13 protein-coding genes are annotated in these 18041 nt (G+C 73.8%); 4 read left to right on the plus strand and 9 right to left on the minus strand.

The features are described 5' to 3' along the window. Window positions 1-49: 49 nt before the first annotated feature. The 3 genes from ACW14Y_RS11200 to ACW14Y_RS11210 all read right to left on the minus strand — a co-directional run bounded on the left by ACW14Y_RS11200 (window position 50) and on the right by ACW14Y_RS11210 (window position 3697). Window positions 50-1510 carry a chloride channel protein gene (locus ACW14Y_RS11200; RefSeq protein ID WP_456986630.1) on the minus strand — a complete coding sequence of 487 codons (1461 nt, stop codon included), beginning with the start codon at window positions 1508-1510 and terminating at the stop codon, window positions 50-52. 132 nt (window positions 1511-1642) lie between these two features. After that, a complete protein-coding gene (locus ACW14Y_RS11205) occupies window positions 1643-2443 on the minus strand; it encodes a TetR family transcriptional regulator (protein ID WP_456986631.1) in 801 nt (266 codons plus the stop codon). Window positions 2444-2545: 102 nt separating this feature from the next. Next, window positions 2546-3697: an acyl-CoA dehydrogenase family protein gene (locus tag ACW14Y_RS11210; protein WP_456986632.1), complete on the minus strand. Its 1152-nt coding sequence runs from the start codon at window positions 3695-3697 to the stop codon at window positions 2546-2548. A gap of 172 nt (window positions 3698-3869) precedes the next feature. Between ACW14Y_RS11210 and ACW14Y_RS11215 the strand changes: the two genes are divergently transcribed. Then, window positions 3870-4307 (plus strand): PhlB family protein, encoded by a 438-nt coding sequence (locus tag ACW14Y_RS11215; RefSeq protein WP_380308172.1) that lies wholly within the window; start codon window positions 3870-3872, stop codon window positions 4305-4307. Between the two features lie 155 nt (window positions 4308-4462). On the opposite strand, the gene ACW14Y_RS11220 is transcribed toward ACW14Y_RS11215, so the two are convergent. Further along, window positions 4463-5425, minus strand: a complete 963-nt coding sequence (locus ACW14Y_RS11220; RefSeq protein WP_456986633.1) for an electron transfer flavoprotein subunit alpha/FixB family protein — start codon at window positions 5423-5425, stop codon at window positions 4463-4465. A gap of 56 nt (window positions 5426-5481) precedes the next feature. Beyond that, the gene (locus ACW14Y_RS11225) at window positions 5482-6267 is read right to left on the minus strand and encodes an electron transfer flavoprotein subunit beta/FixA family protein (RefSeq protein WP_380443473.1); all 786 of its coding nucleotides are present in this window, start codon (window positions 6265-6267) and stop codon (window positions 5482-5484) included. Between the two features lie 381 nt (window positions 6268-6648). Here ACW14Y_RS11225 and ACW14Y_RS11230 point away from each other — a divergent pair, with 381 nt between their 5' ends. Continuing rightward, complete coding sequence (locus ACW14Y_RS11230; RefSeq protein WP_456986634.1) at window positions 6649-7971, plus strand: hypothetical protein; 1323 nt, start codon at window positions 6649-6651, stop codon at window positions 7969-7971. Next, window positions 7968-8525, plus strand: a complete 558-nt coding sequence (locus ACW14Y_RS11235; RefSeq protein WP_456986635.1) for a hypothetical protein — start codon at window positions 7968-7970, stop codon at window positions 8523-8525. The genes ACW14Y_RS11230 and ACW14Y_RS11235 overlap by 4 nt, the downstream gene beginning before the upstream one ends. A gap of 115 nt (window positions 8526-8640) precedes the next feature. Here the strand turns inward: ACW14Y_RS11235 and ACW14Y_RS11240 are convergent, their stop codons facing one another. Further along, entirely contained in the window at window positions 8641-10800 is a 2160-nt protein-coding gene (locus ACW14Y_RS11240) for an ATP-binding protein (RefSeq protein WP_456986636.1), read from the minus strand. Window positions 10801-11090: 290 nt separating this feature from the next. Between ACW14Y_RS11240 and ACW14Y_RS11245 the strand changes: the two genes are divergently transcribed. Next, complete coding sequence (locus ACW14Y_RS11245; RefSeq protein ID WP_456986637.1) at window positions 11091-14228, plus strand: AfsR/SARP family transcriptional regulator; 3138 nt, start codon at window positions 11091-11093, stop codon at window positions 14226-14228. 292 nt (window positions 14229-14520) lie between these two features. Here the strand turns inward: ACW14Y_RS11245 and ACW14Y_RS11250 are convergent, their stop codons facing one another. From ACW14Y_RS11250 to ACW14Y_RS11260, 3 genes are all read right to left on the minus strand, one after another. Further along, complete coding sequence (locus ACW14Y_RS11250; RefSeq protein WP_456986638.1) at window positions 14521-15321, minus strand: family 1 encapsulin nanocompartment shell protein; 801 nt, start codon at window positions 15319-15321, stop codon at window positions 14521-14523. After that, on the minus strand, window positions 15318-16427 hold the full coding sequence (locus tag ACW14Y_RS11255) for a Dyp-type peroxidase (protein WP_456986639.1): 1110 nt from the start codon (window positions 16425-16427) through the stop codon (window positions 15318-15320). Before ACW14Y_RS11255 ends, ACW14Y_RS11250 begins: the two co-directional genes overlap by 4 nt. A 146-nt stretch (window positions 16428-16573) precedes the next feature. After that, window positions 16574-18010 (minus strand): MFS transporter, encoded by a 1437-nt coding sequence (locus ACW14Y_RS11260; protein ID WP_380390015.1) that lies wholly within the window; start codon window positions 18008-18010, stop codon window positions 16574-16576. Window positions 18011-18041 lie beyond the last annotated feature (31 nt).

The raw sequence follows: 18041 nt of genomic DNA on the forward strand, positions 1-18041 counted from the left end.
GAAGGAGTGGAGAAAGCGGATCGGTCTTGACGCCGGCGCCGCGGGCCCCTCAGCCGGCCCGGGCGGCCGCCGCCGGTGTGCGCCGCTCGATCTGCCCGCGCAGCAGTTCGCCGACCACGAAGGAGGTCACGGCGGTCACCAGCAGCAGCGGGAGCGAATCGGGTGCGTCCGGCCCCAGCAGCTCGGCCGCCAGCACCGTACTGGTGACCGGCAGCCGGGTGACCGAGGTGGCCGCGGCGGCCAGGCCGACGGCCAGGCCCGACTCGACGCCGAGGCCGGGCAGCGGACCGCAGGCCACCCCGAGGGCGGCGCCGATCAGCACCGCCGGGAAGATCGGGCCGCCGCGCAGGCTGCCCAGGGCGATGCCCCAGGCGGCGGTCTTGCAGAGCGTCAGCATCAGCAGCGCGAACACCGACCAGGCCGCCGGGTTCGCGGCCAGGGTGCCCAGGGTGGCCTGGCCGGAGAGCGCCGCCTCCTCCGGCGAGCGGCCCGTCAGCAGCGCGTACGCGGCGATGCAGCCGCCGACCGCGACCGCGCACAGCACCGTGCGCAGGGCCGTCTGCCGGATCGTCGGCGGCGGCACGGCCCGCCCCGGGTCGCCGACGGTGAACGCCTTGACCCGGTGGCCGAGCAGCTGGCCGGACACGCAGACCACGGTGACCGCGACCGCGACCGGCAGGCCCCACAGGAAGTCGCCCGGGTCGGGGATCCCGGCGGGCGGTTCCGAGGGCAGCGACAGGGCGCCGACCGAGAGCCCGGTCCAGTGGCCGAAGCCGGTGAACACCAGCGCGCCGACCCCGCTCGCCAGCAGGCAGGGCATGATCAGCAGCAGGAGTTGCGGCCCGCCCAGGCCGGCCGCCTCGATCATCATCACGGCGGCCACCAGCGGGCTGCCGAAGATGGTGGAGATCGCCGCCGCCGAACCGGCCGCGCCCAGCACCGGCACCATCTGCGGCCGGGCCGCGCGGCGCGACGGCCGGACGGCGAGCAGCGCCAGCCCGGCGCCCATGGCCATCAGCGGCGCCTCCGGGCCCAGCACCGCGCCGAGCGGCAGACAGGCGAGTGCGGCCAGCACGACGCCGGGCACGGTCCTCGGCGGGGCGGGCGGACCGCCCAGGCCGTCCACCGGGATGTGGCCACCGCGCCCGGGCACCCGGGTGACGATCGGCGCGAGCAGCAGTCCGGCCAGCAGCAGCGCGGGCAGCGGCCACCACCAGGGGGCGCGGTCGAGGCCGAGGGCGTCGGGCAGGCTCTCCCAGACCCAGTGCTGGAGCTGGTGCTCCAGACCCACGAACCAGAAGGCGGCCAGCGAGACCGGGACGCCGACCAGGGCCGAGATCACCAGCAGGCCGAGGTAGCCCTTGGTGAGCAGCACGCCGTGCAGGGTCGGGGCCGCTTGGGCGGGCGGGGACGGCGGGCCGCTGCCCGCCGTCGGGCCGGGCCTCGCCGTCGGGCCGGGCCTCGCCGTCGGGTCCTCGCCCCCGCTCGGACCGTCGCTCGGCTCGGGCATCGTCCGCCTCCGTCGCGTTCCCCGCGCCGGTCCGGCTCCGGCCACGTCCTGCGACCGAGTCTCGCCCGCCGTCGGGGGCCGCGCACGGCAGCCGCGGCTCCGGGCCCGGCGCGTCCCGCCGGGCCTGCGCCATCAGGGTGATGGTGGGACAGACAGACCGAGAGGTCGGTCCTGCTGGACGCGGCGGGGGTCGCCGAGGGCGCTCTCGATGCCCTGGACCATCCGCCAGAGCGGGGCCCGGCGGCTGGCGACCAGCACCACGACCTCGTCGTCCTGCTCCTCCGGTCCGGCGCCGCCCGCCGGCGGACCGCCGGCGGCGGGGCGCTCGCCCCAGGTGTCGGTGACGAAGGTCATCGCCCGGTCGACCTCGGTCACCCAGTCGCTCTCGCCGCCGGAGCGGAGCCAGGTGCGCAGGGCGTGGTTGTGCGCGGAGACCACGGCGGCGGCGACGACGTCGGCCCGCAGCGGCCCCTCCGGGCGTCCGGCGAACCGGCCGCGCAGGTAGTGCGCGAGGGTGTGCTCGTAGCGCCAGACGACGGACAGCTCGTAGGCGCGCAGGCCCGGCACCTTGCGGGTGAGGCGGTAGCGCTGGACGGAGAAGGAGGGCTGCTCGGCGTACATCCGCAGGACCAGCCGGGCCGCGTCGCAGGCGTGCCGGACCGGGTCCTCGTCGCCGCTGCCGGACTCCAGGAACTCCGTCATCTCGGCGAGGCCGCGCTCGTGGTCGGGGAAGACCACGTCCTCCTTGGCCGGGAAGTAGCGGAAGAAGGAGCGCCGGCCGACTCCGGCGAGCGAGACGATGTCGTCGATCGTGGTCTGTTCGAAGCCGCGCTCCAGGAAGAGCTCGAAGGCGGCGGCAACCAGTGCCTCACGCATCGCGGGCTTCGGTTGCCCGTCGTTCATCGGTTGGTCCTGCTCTTCCTTCTCGCTCATTCCCGGAACATAGCATCGGCCTCGAACACCCGGACCGGCCCGTGCGCGGCCGTGGTCCGGGTGCCCGAGGGCGGTTCTCCCGACGGGTCGGGAGGGGCCGGGCTACGGGAGGTTGCGGGCCATCACGATGCGCTGGATCTGGTTGGTGCCCTCGTAGATCTGCGTGATCTTCGCGTCCCGCATCATCCGCTCCAACGGGTAGTCCCGGGTGTACCCGTACCCGCCCAGCAACTGCACCGCGTCCGTCGTGATCTCCATCGCCGCGTCCGACGCGAAACACTTCGCCGCCGCACCGAAGAACGTCAGGTCCCCGTCCCCCCGCTGCGACTTCGCCGCCGCCGCATAGGTGAGCTGGCGCGCCGCCTCCAGCTTCATCGCCATGTCCGCCAGCATGAACTGCACACCCTGGAAGTCACCGATCGGCTTGCCGAACTGCCTGCGCTCCCGCACATAGCCCTTGGCGTAGTCCAGCGCCCCCTGCGCGATGCCCAGCGCCTGGGCCGCGATCGTCACCCGGGTGTGGTCCAGCGTCCTCATCGCCGTCGCGAAGCCCGTGCCCTCCGCGCCGATCATCCGGTCCGCCGGGATCCGCACATTGTCGAAGTACACCTCACGCGTCGGCGACCCCTTGATGCCGAGCTTGCGCTCCGGCGCACCGAACGACACCCCCGCGTCGCCCTTCTCCACCACGAACGCCGAGATCCCCTTCGACCGCTTCTCCGGGTCCGTCACGGCCATCACCGTGTAGAACTCCGACACGCCCGCGTTGGTGATCCAGCGCTTCACCCCGTCCAGTACCCAGAAGTCCCCGTCCCGCACCGCACGCGTCCTCATCCCCGCCGCGTCCGAACCCGCCTCAGGCTCCGACAGGCAGTACGAGAACATCCCCTCCCCACGCGCCAGCGCCCCCAGGTACTTCGCCTTCATCTCCTCCGAACCCGACAACTGCACCGGCAACGACCCCAGCTTGTTCACCGCCGGGATCAACGACGACGAGGCGCACACCCGCGCCACCTCCTCGATCACGATCACCGTCGCCAGCGCGTCCGCCCCCGCACCACCGAACTCCTCCGGCACGTGCACCGCATGCAGATCGTTCCCCTGCAGCGCGTCCAACGCCTCCTGCGGGAACCGACCCACCTCGTCCACCTCCGCCGCGAACGGAGCGATCTTCGCCTCCGCCAGCGACCGCACCGCCTCACGGAGCATCCCGTGCTCCTCGGAGATCCGGAAGAGATCGAAGTCCTGGCTCATGAGCGGCCACTCCTGTTTCACGACGTTCACGACGGTACTCAGTACCCTTCATTATGCACGTGCGCAAGGAAAAGGGAACTCAGTGCCTTCACAGAGCGGCACTGAGTTCCCTATCCTCTTTTTGGCGGTAGCCGTAGCACCGGGCCCCGTACGAACGCAGGGAGATGACACCGTGGTCCACTCAGCCATCGACGCCGACACCGAGAGCGTTCCGCTGTACTTCCAGCGCTGCGACTGGTGTCACAATCCGACCTTCCAGCGACTGCTCTGCCCCACCTGCGGCTCCACCGAGCTGCGGCTGGAGCGCAGCGAGGGCACCGGGGTGGTGCGGCGGTGCGCCGTCGAGCAGGCCCGTACGCCGCTGGCCCGGCAGAAGTCGCTGATCCGGATGTCCGAGGGCTTCGACGTCTGGTGCATCGTCACCGGCCTGCGCTCCACCGTGCCGGTGGGCACCAGGGTCCGGCTCAGCGGGGCGGCCGAGGGCGTGGAGCAGCCGGAGCTGACGGTGCTGTCGCCGGAGGAGCCGGAGCGGGTGCCGGTCCTCGAACCCCGGCCGTTGCCGCCGAACCAGGGCGGGTTCACCCAGCACCTGGCGGCGTTCGCGGAGTGACGGCGGCCGCGGCTCCCCCAGGGGGCCGCGGCTCTCGCGGTGCGGCGAGCACCGGACGGCGCACGAGAAGGGGCGTGGCACCGAGTACCCCGGGGTACTCGGTGCCACGCCCCTTCCGGAAACCTGGCCGGTCTCGAGCCGGTGTCAGGCCGGTGTCAGGCCTTGCGGGCCTTCACCTCGCCGGTGAGCTGCGGCAGGACCTCGAACAGGTCGCCGACCACGCCGTAGTCCGCGAGCTCGAAGATCGGGGCCTCGGGGTCCTTGTTGACGGCCACGATGGTCTTCGAGGTCTGCATGCCGGCGCGGTGCTGGATCGCACCGGAGATGCCGTTGGCGATGTAGAGCTGCGGGGAGACCTGCTTGCCGGTCTGGCCGACCTGGCTGCTGTGCGGGTACCAGCCGGCGTCGACGGCGGCGCGCGAGGCACCGACCGCCGCGCCGAGCACGTCGGCGAGCTCCTCGACCACGCCGAAGCCCTCGGCGGCACCGACGCCGCGGCCGCCGGAGACCACGATCGCGGCCTCGGTCAGCTCCGGGCGGCCGGAGGACACGCGCGGGGTGCGCGAGACGACCTTGGCGGCGTTGCCGGTGAACGCGACGGTGACGTCCTCCACCGCGCCCGCGGCCGGGGCGGCCTCCGGAGCGACGGCGTTCGGCTTCACCGCGATGACCGGCACGCCGTTGCTGACGCGGGAGTCGACGGTGTACGAGGCGGCGAACACCGCCTGGGTGGCGACCGGGCCGTTGTCACCGGCGCGCACGTCGACGGCGTCGGTGATGAGGCCGGAGCCGATCCGCAGGGCGACGCGGGCGGCGACCTCCTTGCCCTCGCCGGAGGAGGTGACCAGCACCGCGGCGACGTCGGCGGCCTTGGCGATCTGGGCCAGCGCGTCCACCTTCGGGACGACCAGCTGGTCGGCGAACTCGGCGCCGTCGGCGACGTACACCTTGGCGGCGCCGTACTCGGCGGCCTTGGCGGCCAGCTCGGCCGCCTTGTCGCCGGCGCCGAGGACGACCGCCGACGGCTCGCCGATGCGGCGGGCCAGGGTCAGCAGCTCCAGGGCCGGCTTGCGGACCGCGCCGTCGGCGTGGTCGACCAGGACGAGGATCTCAGCCATTGCTCGATGTCTCCGTGTTGTGGGGTGGGGCAGCAGGGATGCGCGAACGGGTGGGACTAGATGAACTTCTGGTCGGCGAGGAAGCCCGCGAGCGCCTTGCCGCCCTCGCCCTCGTCCTTGACGACCGTGCCCGCGGTGCGCGCCGGACGCGCCGTCACCGACTCCACCGCCGTCCACGAGCCCGCCAGACCGACCTCGCCGGCCTCGATGCCCAGGTCGTCCAGGTCCAGGGACTCCACCGGCTTCTTCTTCGCCGCCATGATCCCCTTGAACGACGGGTAGCGCGCCTCGCCCGACTGGTCCGTCACCGACACCACCGCCGGCAGCGCCGCCTCCACCAGCTCCGTCGCCGAGTCGCCGTCCCGACGGCCCTTCACCGCGCCGCCCTCGACCGACACCTCCGACAGCAGCGTCAGCTGCGGCACACCCAGCCGCTCCGCCAGCAGCGCCGGCAGCACACCCATCGTGCCGTCCGTCGACGCCATACCACCGATCACCAGGTCGAACCCGGTCCGCTCCAGCGCCTTCGCCAGCACCGCCGACGTCCCGATCACATCGGAACCGTGGATGTCCTCGTCATTGACGTGCACGGCCCTGTCCGCACCCATCGACAACGCCTTGCGCAGCGCGTCCTTCGCGTCGTCCGGACCCACCGTCAGCACGGTCACCTCGGCACCCTCGTTCGCCTCCGCGATCCGCAGCGCCTGCTCCACCCCGTACTCGTCCAGCTCCGACAGAAGGCCGTCCACGCCCTCCCGGTCGGTGGTGTGGTCGTCCGCGAAACGACGGTCACCCGTCGCGTCCGGCACGTACTTCACACAGACAACGATCCTCAAGCTCATGAGCGGTTCTCCTGGTACGGGTGCACTGGTCGGATGCACTGGTCCACGGCCTCGCAGCCCGCCGAGGGTACTGAGTGCCAGGCCAGGCCCGACCGTGCCCCGCGAGCGGTGTCGCACCACCCGGACCGGCCTGCCCTGTCGGCTCTCGTTCCACAGCGTCAGAGGCTCTCCGAAGAGGATACGGCACTCAGTACCCCTGGTAAAGGAACTCAGTACCCTTCCCTCCTCCCGGGCCCGGACCGACCGGGGGCAAGGCCGCCGCAAGCTTTGCGCAAGCACCCGCCAGGGACCGTCATGGAATCCGCCAGAACACCCGGGCACACCCCCGTCGGGGCCACCGGAACCCGGGGCCCCGGTCCGGGATCAAGGAGGGGGAACGACATGACCTTGGTGCACGGGGAAGTCGACCACGGAGAGAGCAGGCACGGAAAGGCCGGGAGCGGTCGCCGCTGGGCCACGCTGACCGACTGCAAGGAGGTGCTGGTGGTCGTGCACTCGACGGTCTACGGCCAGCGGCTGCACGACATCTACCCGCTGCTCGGCGCCGACCTGCGGGTGCACGTCCAGTTCACGGTGGCACCGCACGCGTTCAACGCGGGAGCGGCCGCCCACCTCCGGAGCCTCGGCGGCACGGTGCTGCCCTGGGCGGAGGCCGTCCGCCGGGAGTTCGACCTGGTGCTCGCGGCCGGTTCGCAGGGCCTGGAGCAGCTGCGCGGGCCGCTGGTCCGGCTGCCGCACGGGGCCGGGCACATCAAGCTGTCGCCGGCCGGGACCGGAGCCGGGACGGGCACCGGAGCCGACACGGGCACGGGCACCGGCACCGGCACCGGCACCGGCACCGCGCGGACGGTGTCCGGGCTGGGGCCCGAGTACCTCGTCCGCAACGGCCGGGTGGTGCCCGCCGCCTTCGCCCTCGCGCACGAGGAGGAGCGCGCCGAAGTGGGCCGGGGCTGCCCCGAGGCGCTGCCGATCACCGAGGTGGTGGGGGACGGCTGCTACGACCGGATCGCCGCCGCCCTCCCCGACCGCGAACGCTACCGGGCCGCGCTCGGGCTGCGGCCGGGCGAACGCCTGGTGCTGGTCTGCTCCACCTGGGGCAGCGGCTCGCTGTTCACCCGGCTCGACGCCGTCCTGCCGCGGCTGGCCGGCGAACTGCCCAGGCGCGGGTACCGCACCGCGCTGCTGGTCCACCCCAATGTGGCCGCCGCCCACGGTCCGTGGGCCGTCCGCTCCTGGGCGACGGCCACCGCCCGCGGGGCGGTCACCGTGCTCGGACCGGAGGAGGACTGGCGCCCGCTGCTGGTCGCCGCCGACTTCGTGATCGGGGACCACGGCTCCGTCACCCTCTACGGCACCATGACCGCCGCGCCGATCCTGCTCGCCGAGTACCCGCACCGCGACGTCAACCCGCGCTCGCCCGGGGCCCTGCTCGCGCGGACCGCGCCCGCGCTCAGCCCCGCCCATCCGCTGACCTCCCAGCTCGACTACGCCGCCCGGCAGTACCGGCGGTCCGAGTACGCGGCGATCGCCGCCCGGATCAGCTCCGAACCGGGCCGGTTCGACCGCCGGATGCGGCGGCTGCTCTACCGCGTCCTCGGTCTGGGCGAACCCGCCCACCTGCCGGAGCCCCCCGTCCTGCCGCTGCCGGCACCGCTGTGGCCGAGGAGCGGCGCGACCGGCCGGGCCGGGCAGGGCCGGCGGTGACTCCGCCGCGCGCCGTGCCGCACGCCGCGTTCCGCACCGTGCTGCTCACCCCGGTCGACGGCGCGACGCCGCCGGCCGGGGTGCCCGGCACCGGCTTCGAGGCGCGGATCCACTCCCCGGCCGGGGTCCGGTCCTGGCTGCTCGGCACCGTCCGCCCGGCCGGGTCGCCCGCGCCCCGCTGCTTCCTCGACGAGCACCTGGCGCTCGACCTCACCGCACCGGGCGCCGCGCACCGGCGTCGCCACGCCGACGTGCTCCACCTCGGCCGCACCGGCCCGGTCCGGGCCCGGGACCGGCTCTCCGCCGTCCTCCGGGCCTTCCCCGGCTGCGCGGTCGCCACCGCCGACGGCACGGACGGCACCTCGTTCGTCCTCGCCCGGACCGGCGGACGGCTGGCACTGCGCGCCTCCCCGTCCGTCCCGGGGCTGGTCCTCGGCTCGCTCGCCCACGCGTGGCTCGCCACCGGCGGCGCGCTCACCGAGCTGGTCGCGCTGGCCGAGCTCCGCGTGCCGGTCGCTCCGGCCCCGCGCCCGGGAACCCGGCACGGTGCCTGACCGACCTCGGCCGCCCGGCGGCCCGCGTACCGGAGTGGGTGCCGGTACGCGGGCCGACCGGCCGGCCAGGGGTCCGCGGCCGGACCGCGGTGACGCGGCGGGTGCGGACGGGCGCTCAGCCGGTGGCGGGCGGGGCCGCCAGGGCGACGAGGGCGGCCTCGACCCGGGCCGCGTCGGGCGCGACCAGGGCCCGGTAGCGGGCGAAGGACTCGCCGTAGCGGGCCGCCGCCCCGACCAGGTCACCGCGGGCCCGGGCCAGGTCGCCGAGAAGTTCGAGCACCCGGGCCTCCCAATGGCGGGCCCGGCCCGCGCGGAACTCGGCGAGCGCCTCCGCGTAGCAGCGGTCGGCCTCGTCGTGGGCGCCGAGCGCGACGTGCGCCCGGCCGAGGAAGGCCAGCGCCCGCGCGGCCTCGTAGGGCGCGGGGACGGCGGCCAGGACCCGGTGGGCCTCCATGACGACGGGTACCGCCTCGTCCGGGCGGCCGGCCACGATCAGCACCTCACCGAGCGCCAGCCGGGCGAGCGCGGTGCCACGGCCGTAGCCCCGGGACTCCCGCAGGGCCGCCGTCTCCCGCAGGCAGTCGGCCGCCTCGGCGAGCCGGCCCGCCGTCCGGTGGGTCTGGCTCAAGCCGTAGAGGGCGTCCGCCTCGACGAGCGGTTCGCCGATCTCGCGGGCCAGCTCCAGTGCCTCGGTGAACCACTCCGCGGCCTCCTCCCCCGCGCCCGCGTTGCGCAGACCGGTGCCGCCGGAGGTGAGCATCCGCAGCTCGCCCGCCCGGTCCCCGGCCGCCCGGGCGGCCTCCCGCCCGATCCGGTGCGCCTCGATCCACAGCCGGGCCGGGCGCAACCGCAGGAAGAGCGGCCACATGGCGTCGACCAGCTGCCAGGCGGTGGCCGCCCGGCCGAGGGCGGCGGCCCAGCGGACGGTGTCGGCGAGCCGCCCGGTCTCGGCGTCGAGCCAGCCGAGGGCGGCCGACTCGTCGGCGAACTCCCGCGCGCGGGGGCCCGGTTCGACCGTGTAGTCGCGGCGCAGGGTGCGGTGGCTCGGGCTCAGCAGCGCCTCCGCGGCGGTGGTGCGGGCGAGGTACCAGTCGAGCACCCGGTCGACGGCGGCCCCGCCCTCGGCCAGCCCGCGCACCTCCTCGGCGCGCGCCCGGGCATGCAGCTTGACCAGGTCGTGGAAGCGGAATCCGCCCTCCATCTCCTCCAGCAGATGGACGTCGATCAGCCCGTCCAGCAACCGATCGGCCTCGCCCGGGGCCAGGCCGCCGACCGCGCAGACCACGTCCAGCGTGAACACGGGGAACGGCAGCAGACCGAGCAGCCCGTACAGCCGGACGGTGTCCGCCCCCAGCACTTCGAAGGACGCGTCCAGTGCGTGCCGCACGGCTTCCCCCTCGACGTCGAGCGCGGCGAGCCCCTGGGACTCCTGTCCGAGGGCTTCGGCGGTGGCCGCGAGCGGCTGCACCGGACGGGCGGCGATCCGGGCCGCCGCCAGGCAGACGGCCAGCGGGAGCCGGCCGCAGCGCTCCACCACCTGGGCGGCGGCGGTCCGTTCGCGGGCCACCCGCTCCGCACCGACCCGCTGGGCCAGCAGTTGCACCGACGCGTCGCCCGAGAGCAGTCCGACCGGCCGGAACACGGCACCGTCTATGCCCAGCCCGGTGAGCCGGCGGCGGCTGGTCACCACGACCACGGCGTGCTCCGAGCCGGGCAGCAGCGGCCGGACCTGGGCGGCGGTGGAGGCGTTGTCGAGCAGGACGGAGATCCGGCGTTCCGCGGCGAGGGAGCGCCAGAGTGCCGCGCCCTCGGCGAGGCTGCCGGGCACCGGGGCGATGCCGAAGGCGCGCAGGAACCCGCCGAGCGCCTCGGCGGGGTCGGCGGGCCCGCCCGGGGCGTGGCCGCGCAGGTCGGCGTAGAGCTGGCCGTCCGGGAAGCGGCCGGACAGCCGGCGCAGCCACTGGGCGGCGAGCGCGGTCTTGCCCACCCCGGCGGGGCCCGTGACGACCACCGTGACGTCGGCGACGCCCGGCGGGTCTCCCAACTCGCGGTCCAGGGCCGCGAGGTCGTCCTCCCGCCCGACCAAACGGCGTGGCGTCGGGGGCAGTTGGCGCGGCACCGGGAGAGCCGGGGCGGTGGGTGCCTCGGCGGGACCGCCGTAGACCGTCAGATGGTGGATCTCCCCCGCCTGGACGACGGAGCCCTCGACCCGCCCGCCGGACAGGGAGTTCCGCGTGGAGTGGTGCGGTTCGCGCGCTCCGTCCGCCGCGCTCATCGGCGACTCCCGACGCGCGGCCGACCTCGGACCCCCGCTACTCCGAACAGCTCCGGCTCCACTGGCTCCCCCTACCCGTAGAACGATGGACTGAAGTGACGGGAACGAATCGATGTGACCCGTGTTGATGGTCAATCGGCAACTCCCGCATATCACATGACCCCAGTCGGACGCCGAATTGTCAATAACGCCTGACCCTTACAGCAGGAGGCGGTATGGCTCAGCCACTGCACACGTGGGATGCTCCGCTCCGACACAGCAAGCTGGTGGCCACCGGCGGGGGGCGTCGAATGGAGTTCCACCTTCTGGGCTCGGTTGAACTTTCGGTGAACGGCGAGCTGTCGGCTATTCGCACCGACAAGGGGCGCCGACTGCTGGCCGCCCTGGCCCTGGACGTCGGGCGGCCGCTCAGCCATGAACTGCTGGCAGGACGGCTGTGGGACGAGGAACCCCCGCCCAGCGCGGTCGCCAGCATCTACAGCCATGTCTCGCGCATTCGGCGCCAGTTGCGAATGGCCGCCGCCGCCGAGAGCCCCGGTTCGCCGCGCGACATCCCCACCATCGAGAGCCGATCGCACACATATGCGCTCCGTGCCGACACCCATTTGATCGACTGGCATCGTTTTGTCGACTTGTCCAAGAATGCCCGCCGACTCGCCGACAACGGCGACGACATCCAGGCCAGGACCGTTCTCGGCCGGGCCGAGGAAATCTGGCGCGGTGAACCACTCGCCGGACTGCCCGGCGGCTGGGCCCAGTCCACCCGCGCCACCATGGCCGACCAACGCCTCGCCACCACGCTGCTGCGGATCGAGATCGACCTCCGGCTGGGCCGCTTCGGGGAAGTCGTCCCCGAACTCACCGCCCTCCGCGAGGAACGCCCCACCGACGAACGGGTCGCCGCGCACCTCCTGGTCGCACTGCACGGCGCCGGCCGGCAGGCGGAGGCGCTCGCCGTCTACCCCGCCGTCGTCCGCCGACTGCACGCCGACCTCGGCACCGGCCCCGGCGAGGCCCTCACCCGACTGCACGAGCGGATGCTCACCGGCGCCCCGCTGACCGGCCCCACCGTCCGCGCTCCCGCAGGCCGCGCTCCCGCGGGCCGGACTCCCGCCGACCGGACTCCCGCCGGTCCGCGTCCGGCAGCCGGCCCGCGCGGTGGCGCCGCCCCGGCCCCGCCGCCGGGGCGGCACATGATCGGCCGCCGGGACGACCTGCGCCGACTGCTCGGCAGCACCGGGGACGCGGTCGAACAGGGCGGCGTGGTGACGGTCTCGGCGATCCTGGGCATGGCGGGCGTCGGCAAGACCACCCTGGCGCTGCACGCCGCCCATCTGATGCGCGGCAGGTTCCCCGAGGGGTACGCCCACCTCAACCTGGGCGCCCACATCGTCAACCGGCACCCGCTCACGCCATCGGCGGTGGCCACCGCGCTGCTGCGCCGGCTCGGCGTGCCCGCCACCACGGTGCCGATCGACAGCGAGGAGCTGTTCGCCCTGTGCGCCGAGGTGCTCGCGACCCGGCGCGCGGTGGTCGTCCTGGACGACGCGGCGACCGCCGCCCAGATCAGGCCGCTGCTCCCCACCGCGCCCGCCTCGCTGGTCCTCGTCACCAGCCGGCGCCGGCTGGCCGAACTGCCCGGCTCCAGGGCCGTGTTCCTGGACATCCTGCCGGTGGACGACGCGGTCGCCCTGTTCACCTCGGTGGTGGGGCGGGAGCGCGCCGACGACCGCGGCCGGATCGTCGAGATCGTCGACCGCTGCGGGCTGCTCCCGCTGGCCATCGAGATCGCCGCCAGCCGGTTCAAGGCCCGGCCGTCCTGGACCCTCGGGCACCTCGCCCAGCGGCTGTCCCGCAAGACCGGGCGGCTCGCCGAGATCCGGCACGACACGGAGAGTGTCGCCCGGGCCTTCGAGATGACGTACCGGTCATTGCCGACCGAGCAGCAGGAGGCGTTCCGGCTGCTGGGCGCCCACCCGGGGCCCGACATCGGCCTCCATGCCGCGGCCGCCCTGTTCGGACGCCCGGTCGACGAAGCGGACCACCTGCTGGAGGCGCTGCTGCACTGCCACCTGATCCAGGAGGACACTCCCGAGCGATATCAACTCCATGATCTCATAAGGGAGTACGCACACGTCCTGACCCGTGACGAGGGAGGTGCGGAGGAGGCCTCCGGCGCACTCCGGCGACTTCTCGGATTCACCCTCCACGCGGCCGACCGGGCCGACCGGCTGATCTATCCGCGGCGATCACGGCTACCTCTTCCGATAATCCGTCAATTACCTGGATCGGAAGGGCTGCTGTTCGACCTTGACCTCGATTCGCATGACTCGGCACGGAAATGGCTGGTCACCGAGCAGTCCGGTCTGATCGTCCTGGCGGGCCATGCCCGCAGCGCGGGCCATCCGGAGGCCGCCGCCTGGCTCGCGCACATCCTGGCCGGCCATCTGGACTCCCAGGCCTACTGGAGCGAGGCCCACGAGTTGCATCAGGCCTCGGCGGCGTACTGGCGTTCGGTACCGAACGACCGCCGCGAGGCCCGCGCACTGATCGACCTCGGCGCCACCCTCGCCAACGCCTCCCGCTACCCGGCCGCACAGGAGGCCCTCCAGCGCGGCCTGGCCCTGGCGCGCGCCGACCAGGACGACGACGCCACGGCGGAGGCGCTGAGCCTGCTGGGCGGACTGCTCTGGCACCAGAGCTCCCTGGTCGAGGCAGTCGACGTCCTGGAGGAGTCCCTGCGGATCCGAAGAGAGAGCGGCGACCTCTGGAACACCGCGCGCTGCCTCGCCAACATCGGCACCATCGAAAATTCGCTCGGGAACCGGAAAAGCTCGCTCGCCGCCTACGAAGCAGCCCTTCCATTGGCAAGGGAATTCCAGGACAGAACTCTGGAGTTCCGCATCCTGAACAATCTCGGGGATCTCTTCCTGGGAATGCACGACCACGAGTCGGCCCGCACTTCCTTCGAGCGCATCCTGGATATCGCGGGCGACGATATTTCTCATTTCGACCTCGCCGTGGCGCAGGCCAACCTGGCCGCGTCCCTGCCAGTCCCGGAGCAGTACGACCGGGCGGTCGGCCTGTACCGGTCCGCACTGTCGACCTTCCGGTCGACCGGGAGCGTCCGGCACGAGGCGAACGCCCTGAACGGCCTGGGTGCCACCCTCCTAGCCACCGGTCGGTCCGCCGATGCACGCGACCAGTACACCCTGGCCCGGGAGTTGGCCCGCTCGGTCGGTGCCGCCCGCGAGGAGGTGACGGCCCTGCGCGGCCTCGGCGAGTGCGAACTGACCCTCGGCGCCCGCGTCCCCGCCGCTCTCCTCCTGACCGAGGCCGTCGCCCTGGCGGACCGCATCAAGGCGGCCGACGAACTCGCACTCGCCCGGGAAACTCTCGCCCGGACCTGCGACGAGCACGACGCCTGACGAAAATCCGCTCGAATACCACCCTCGGACCGAGCGCTCAAAGACGATTTGGCCCAACACTCTAGGAATGATTAACTGACCGCACGTTCAAACGACTTCGCGCCTGGCGCAGAAATGTGCGGTTCACCGTGTTCAAGATGATCATCGTGGGTGCCCTTTCGACCGTCTCCGCCCTCGGGTTCGACGGGACATCCATCTGGGGCATCGCCATTTGGTGCTGACGCCCGACGCGGAAAAACCCCGGGCCGGTGCGAGTCGCACCGGCCCTTGGTATGCGGGCACGCCTCGCGGGTCAGGGGGTCGTCAGGGGGACGGCGGCTTCGGGGGTGAGGAGGCGGGCGGTGAGGGACTCCTGGAGGTACAGCGCGACGGTGTCGGCGGTGTGGGAGAGGTAGCCGACCGAGACGTCCTGGCCCAGGACGAGGGTGAAGTCGCCGCCGCGGGTGGAGACGAGCAGGGCGCCCTCGATGGCGGGGGCCCAGATGAGTTCGCCGTCGAGCAGCCGGGCGATGTGGCTGGCGATGGGATATCCGTGGTCGGAGGTCTCGTTGACCGCCGTGTACGCGTCGGCGCCGAGGAGGAGGGCGTAGGGGCCGCCCACTCCGGCGAGGCGGAGGGTGGTGAGGGCGCGGCTCACCGCTTCCGGGTATTCGCGGACGTCGACGGGGAGCGGGACGGCGGGGTTGGTGGCCGCGGCGCGGAGGCCTTCGATGCCGGCGGCCGGGTAGCCGTCGAAGAGCGCCCGGTCCTCGGTGAGGGCGAGGGTGCGGGCGGCGTCCTTGACCGGCTGCCAGTCGGAGTCCCGGGAGCCGCGTTCGACGTCGTCCACCGCGGCACGGTCGACCGAGAACGGGACCCGGAGCTCGATCAGCGGGCGGACCTCGCGGGCGTGGGCCTGGACGCCCGGGGTGGGCGGCTCGATGGTGGTGAGGTGGCCGGTGCCGACCGCGGCGAGGGCGGGGCCGTCCGGGCCGGTCAGGTCGACGACCCGGCGGCCGGCGACGTGGAGTTTGAAGGTCTGCCTCGCCTCCTCCTCGATCTCCTCCCAGGCCGCGGCGGAGACGGGGGCGAGGTCGCGGTGCAGGTTGTTCATGACGCGGGGAGGCCTTTCAGGCTGCCGATGGCGAGGGAGCCGTCGGTGGGGAGAGCGGCGACGGGGAGGGCGGCCTCGGCGAGCGGGGCCGCGAGGGTGGCGGAGGCGGCCGGGGCCGGTGGCGGGTCGGCGAGGAAGTCTGCGGTCGGGACGTGGAACAGCGTGCCGGTGACCGCGGTGGAGAAGTCGAGCAGGCGGTCGTGGGCGGCCGGGCCCCGGCCGGCGAACATGTTGCGGATCATCTCCTCGGGCACCCCGGGGTCGCGCGCGTAGCCGATGAAGTAGGTGCCGGCCTCGCCGCGCCCCGACTCGCCCCCGTCGAACCGGCCGAAGGGCATGTTGAACCGCAGGATCTGCCGCTCCTCGCCGTCCGGGCCGGTGACGGAGGTGAGCGCGACGTGGGAGTCGGCCGGCTTGGCGGCGTCGGCGAACTCGATGTCGTCGGCCTTGCTGCGGCCGACCGCGCGTTCCTGCTGGTCGACGGTCAGGTGTTCCCAGGCCGCCAGGTCGTGCAGGTACTTCTGCACGATGACGTAGCTGCCGCCGGCGAACTCCTGGTCCTCCTCGCCGATCAGCACGGCCTCGGCGGCCTCCCGGCCCTCCGGGTTCTCCGTGCCGTCCACGAACCCGAGCAGGTCGCGGGCGTCGTAGTAGGCGAAGCCGTTGGTCGCGTCGACGACGGTGGCGGCGCCGGCGAGCCGCCGGGTGATCCGGCCGGCGAGTTCCCAGCAGACGTCCGTCCGGGCGGACCGGATGTGCAGGAGCAGGTCGCCGGGGGTCGCCGGGGCGCGGTGGCGGGGGCCGGCCACCTCGGGGAACGGGTGCAGGGCGGCCGGGCGGGGGCCGTCGAAGAGCCGGTCCCAGGCGTCGGAGCCGATGCCGGTGACGCAGGTGAGGCCGACGTCGGGGGCGCGGAAGGCGATGGCGTGGCGGAGGCCCGCGAGGTCGGGCAGCAGCTCGCGGACGGTGTCCTCACCGCCGGGGTCGACGGTCAGGACCAGGAAGATCGCGGCGGTGGTCAGCGGGGTGAGGACCGGCTGCGGGGCCGGTGGGTCGGCGGGCCGCGGCTGCGGCTGCGGCTGCGCCTGGGGTGACTGTGGCGGCATGGGCGGACTCCGGTCTCCGGGGCCTGATCATCCGTACGATTACACCCCGGAGCGGACATTTCGGCGCGGGCGGCGGTCCGGTCGGCCGTACGCCCCTCACCGCGCGGGAGCGGGAGGGGCGACAGCGGGACGAGGGCGGGCGTCGGTCAGACCCGGCCGCGGCGCAGACCGAGGGCGGTCACCAGGGCGCCGAGCGCGACCGCCACGACCGGCACCACCAGCGCGGCCCGCAGGCCGTCCGAGCCACCGACGGTCAGGCTCACGGTGGTGACCGCCGAGAGGCCGAGCGCCGCGCCGAACTGGAAGGCGGTGTTGAGCAGTCCGCCGGCCAGCCCCTGCTCCTCCTCGGCGACGCCGTCGGTGGCGGCGATGGTCAGCGGCCCGTAGGCGAGGGCGAAGGCCAGTCCGGTGAGGATCATGGTCGGGAACATCATCGGGTACGTCCAGTCCGGCCCGACGGGCAGGAACAGCGCGTAGGAGACCACCGCCAGGCAGAAGCCGCCGAGGATCACCCGGACGTTGCCGAAGCGCTCCACCAGCCGGGGCGTGAGGGTCGGCGCGAGCACCGCGTCCACCCCGACCGCGAGCAGGGCGAGACCGGTCTGCAGCGGGGACCAGCCGCGCAGGTCCTGGAGGTAGAGGGTGACGGTGAACTGGAAGCCGAAGAACGAGGCGGCGAACAGCAGCGCGCCGATGTTCGCCCGCAGCAGCGGGCCGGAGCGCAGCAGGCCGAGGCGGAGCAGCGGGGCGGCCGAGCGCCGTTCGATCGCGACGAAGGCGGCCAGCAGGGCGGCGCCGGCGGCGAACAGGGCGAGGGTCGGGCCGGCCGCGGCGTCGGGTTCGCCGAGCCGGACCACGGCCTGCACCAGCAGCAGCATGGCGCCGGTGACGGTGACGGCGCCGCCCAGGTCGAAGCGCTCGCCGGGGCGGCGGGCGGGTGCCTGGTCGCGCGGGAGCAGCGGCACGGCGGCGAGCAGCAGGCCGCCCGCGAGCAGCACCGGGGCGAAGAAGACCCAGCGCCAGCCGACGGCGGTGAGCAGTCCGCCGGCCACCAGGCCGAGGGAGAAGCCGGCCGCGGCGGTGCCCGCGTAGACGAGCAGCGCCCGGTTGCGGCGGGGGCCCTCGGCGAAGGCGGTGGTGATGATCGCGAGGCCGGCGGGGGTCATGAAGGCGGCCGAGAGGCCGGTGAGGAAGCGGGCCAGGATCAGTACCCAGGGGGCGCCGGCCAGGCCGCCGAGGCCGGAGCAGAGCACGAAGACGGTGAGCCAGAACAGGAACATCCGGCGCCGTCCGAGCAGGTCGGCGACGCGGCCGCCGAGCAGCATGAAGCCGCCGTAGCCGAGCACGTAGGCGCTCAGCACCCAGCTCAGCGAGCCGGTGTCCATCCCGAGGTCCGCGCGGATCGACGGGAGGGCCACGTTGAGCATGGCGACGTCGATGCCCTCCAGGAAGATCGCGCCGCAGAGGACGAGCAGGACGGCCGCCTCCCGGCCGGTGAAGCGGGAGGACGGTTCCGCCGGTGGCGACCCGGCCGGAGCGGCGGCCTGGCGGCCGGTTTCGGGCACGGCTGAGGACGTGGACACGGTGGTCTCCTGGAAGTGCGCGGGGGCGGGG

Source organism: Kitasatospora sp. cg17-2, assembly GCF_054031055.1.

Coding starts and splice junctions, on each gene's coding strand:
- ACW14Y_RS11250 (WP_456986638.1), bottom strand. CDS start 15,321: ATGAACAACCTGCACCGCGACCTCGCCCCCGTCTCCGCCGCGGCCTGG.
- ACW14Y_RS11200 (WP_456986630.1), bottom strand. CDS start 1,510: ATGCCCGAGCCGAGCGACGGTCCGAGCGGGGGCGAGGACCCGACGGCG.
- ACW14Y_RS11220 (WP_456986633.1), bottom strand. CDS start 5,425: ATGGCTGAGATCCTCGTCCTGGTCGACCACGCCGACGGCGCGGTCCGC.
- ACW14Y_RS11225 (WP_380443473.1), bottom strand. CDS start 6,267: ATGAGCTTGAGGATCGTTGTCTGTGTGAAGTACGTGCCGGACGCGACG.
- ACW14Y_RS11255 (WP_456986639.1), bottom strand. CDS start 16,427: ATGCCGCCACAGTCACCCCAGGCGCAGCCGCAGCCGCAGCCGCGGCCC.
- ACW14Y_RS11205 (WP_456986631.1), bottom strand. CDS start 2,443: ATGAGCGAGAAGGAAGAGCAGGACCAACCGATGAACGACGGGCAACCG.
- ACW14Y_RS11230 (WP_456986634.1), top strand. CDS start 6,649: ATGACCTTGGTGCACGGGGAAGTCGACCACGGAGAGAGCAGGCACGGA.
- ACW14Y_RS11245 (WP_456986637.1), top strand. CDS start 11,091: ATGGAGTTCCACCTTCTGGGCTCGGTTGAACTTTCGGTGAACGGCGAG.
- ACW14Y_RS11210 (WP_456986632.1), bottom strand. CDS start 3,697: ATGAGCCAGGACTTCGATCTCTTCCGGATCTCCGAGGAGCACGGGATG.
- ACW14Y_RS11240 (WP_456986636.1), bottom strand. CDS start 10,800: ATGAGCGCGGCGGACGGAGCGCGCGAACCGCACCACTCCACGCGGAAC.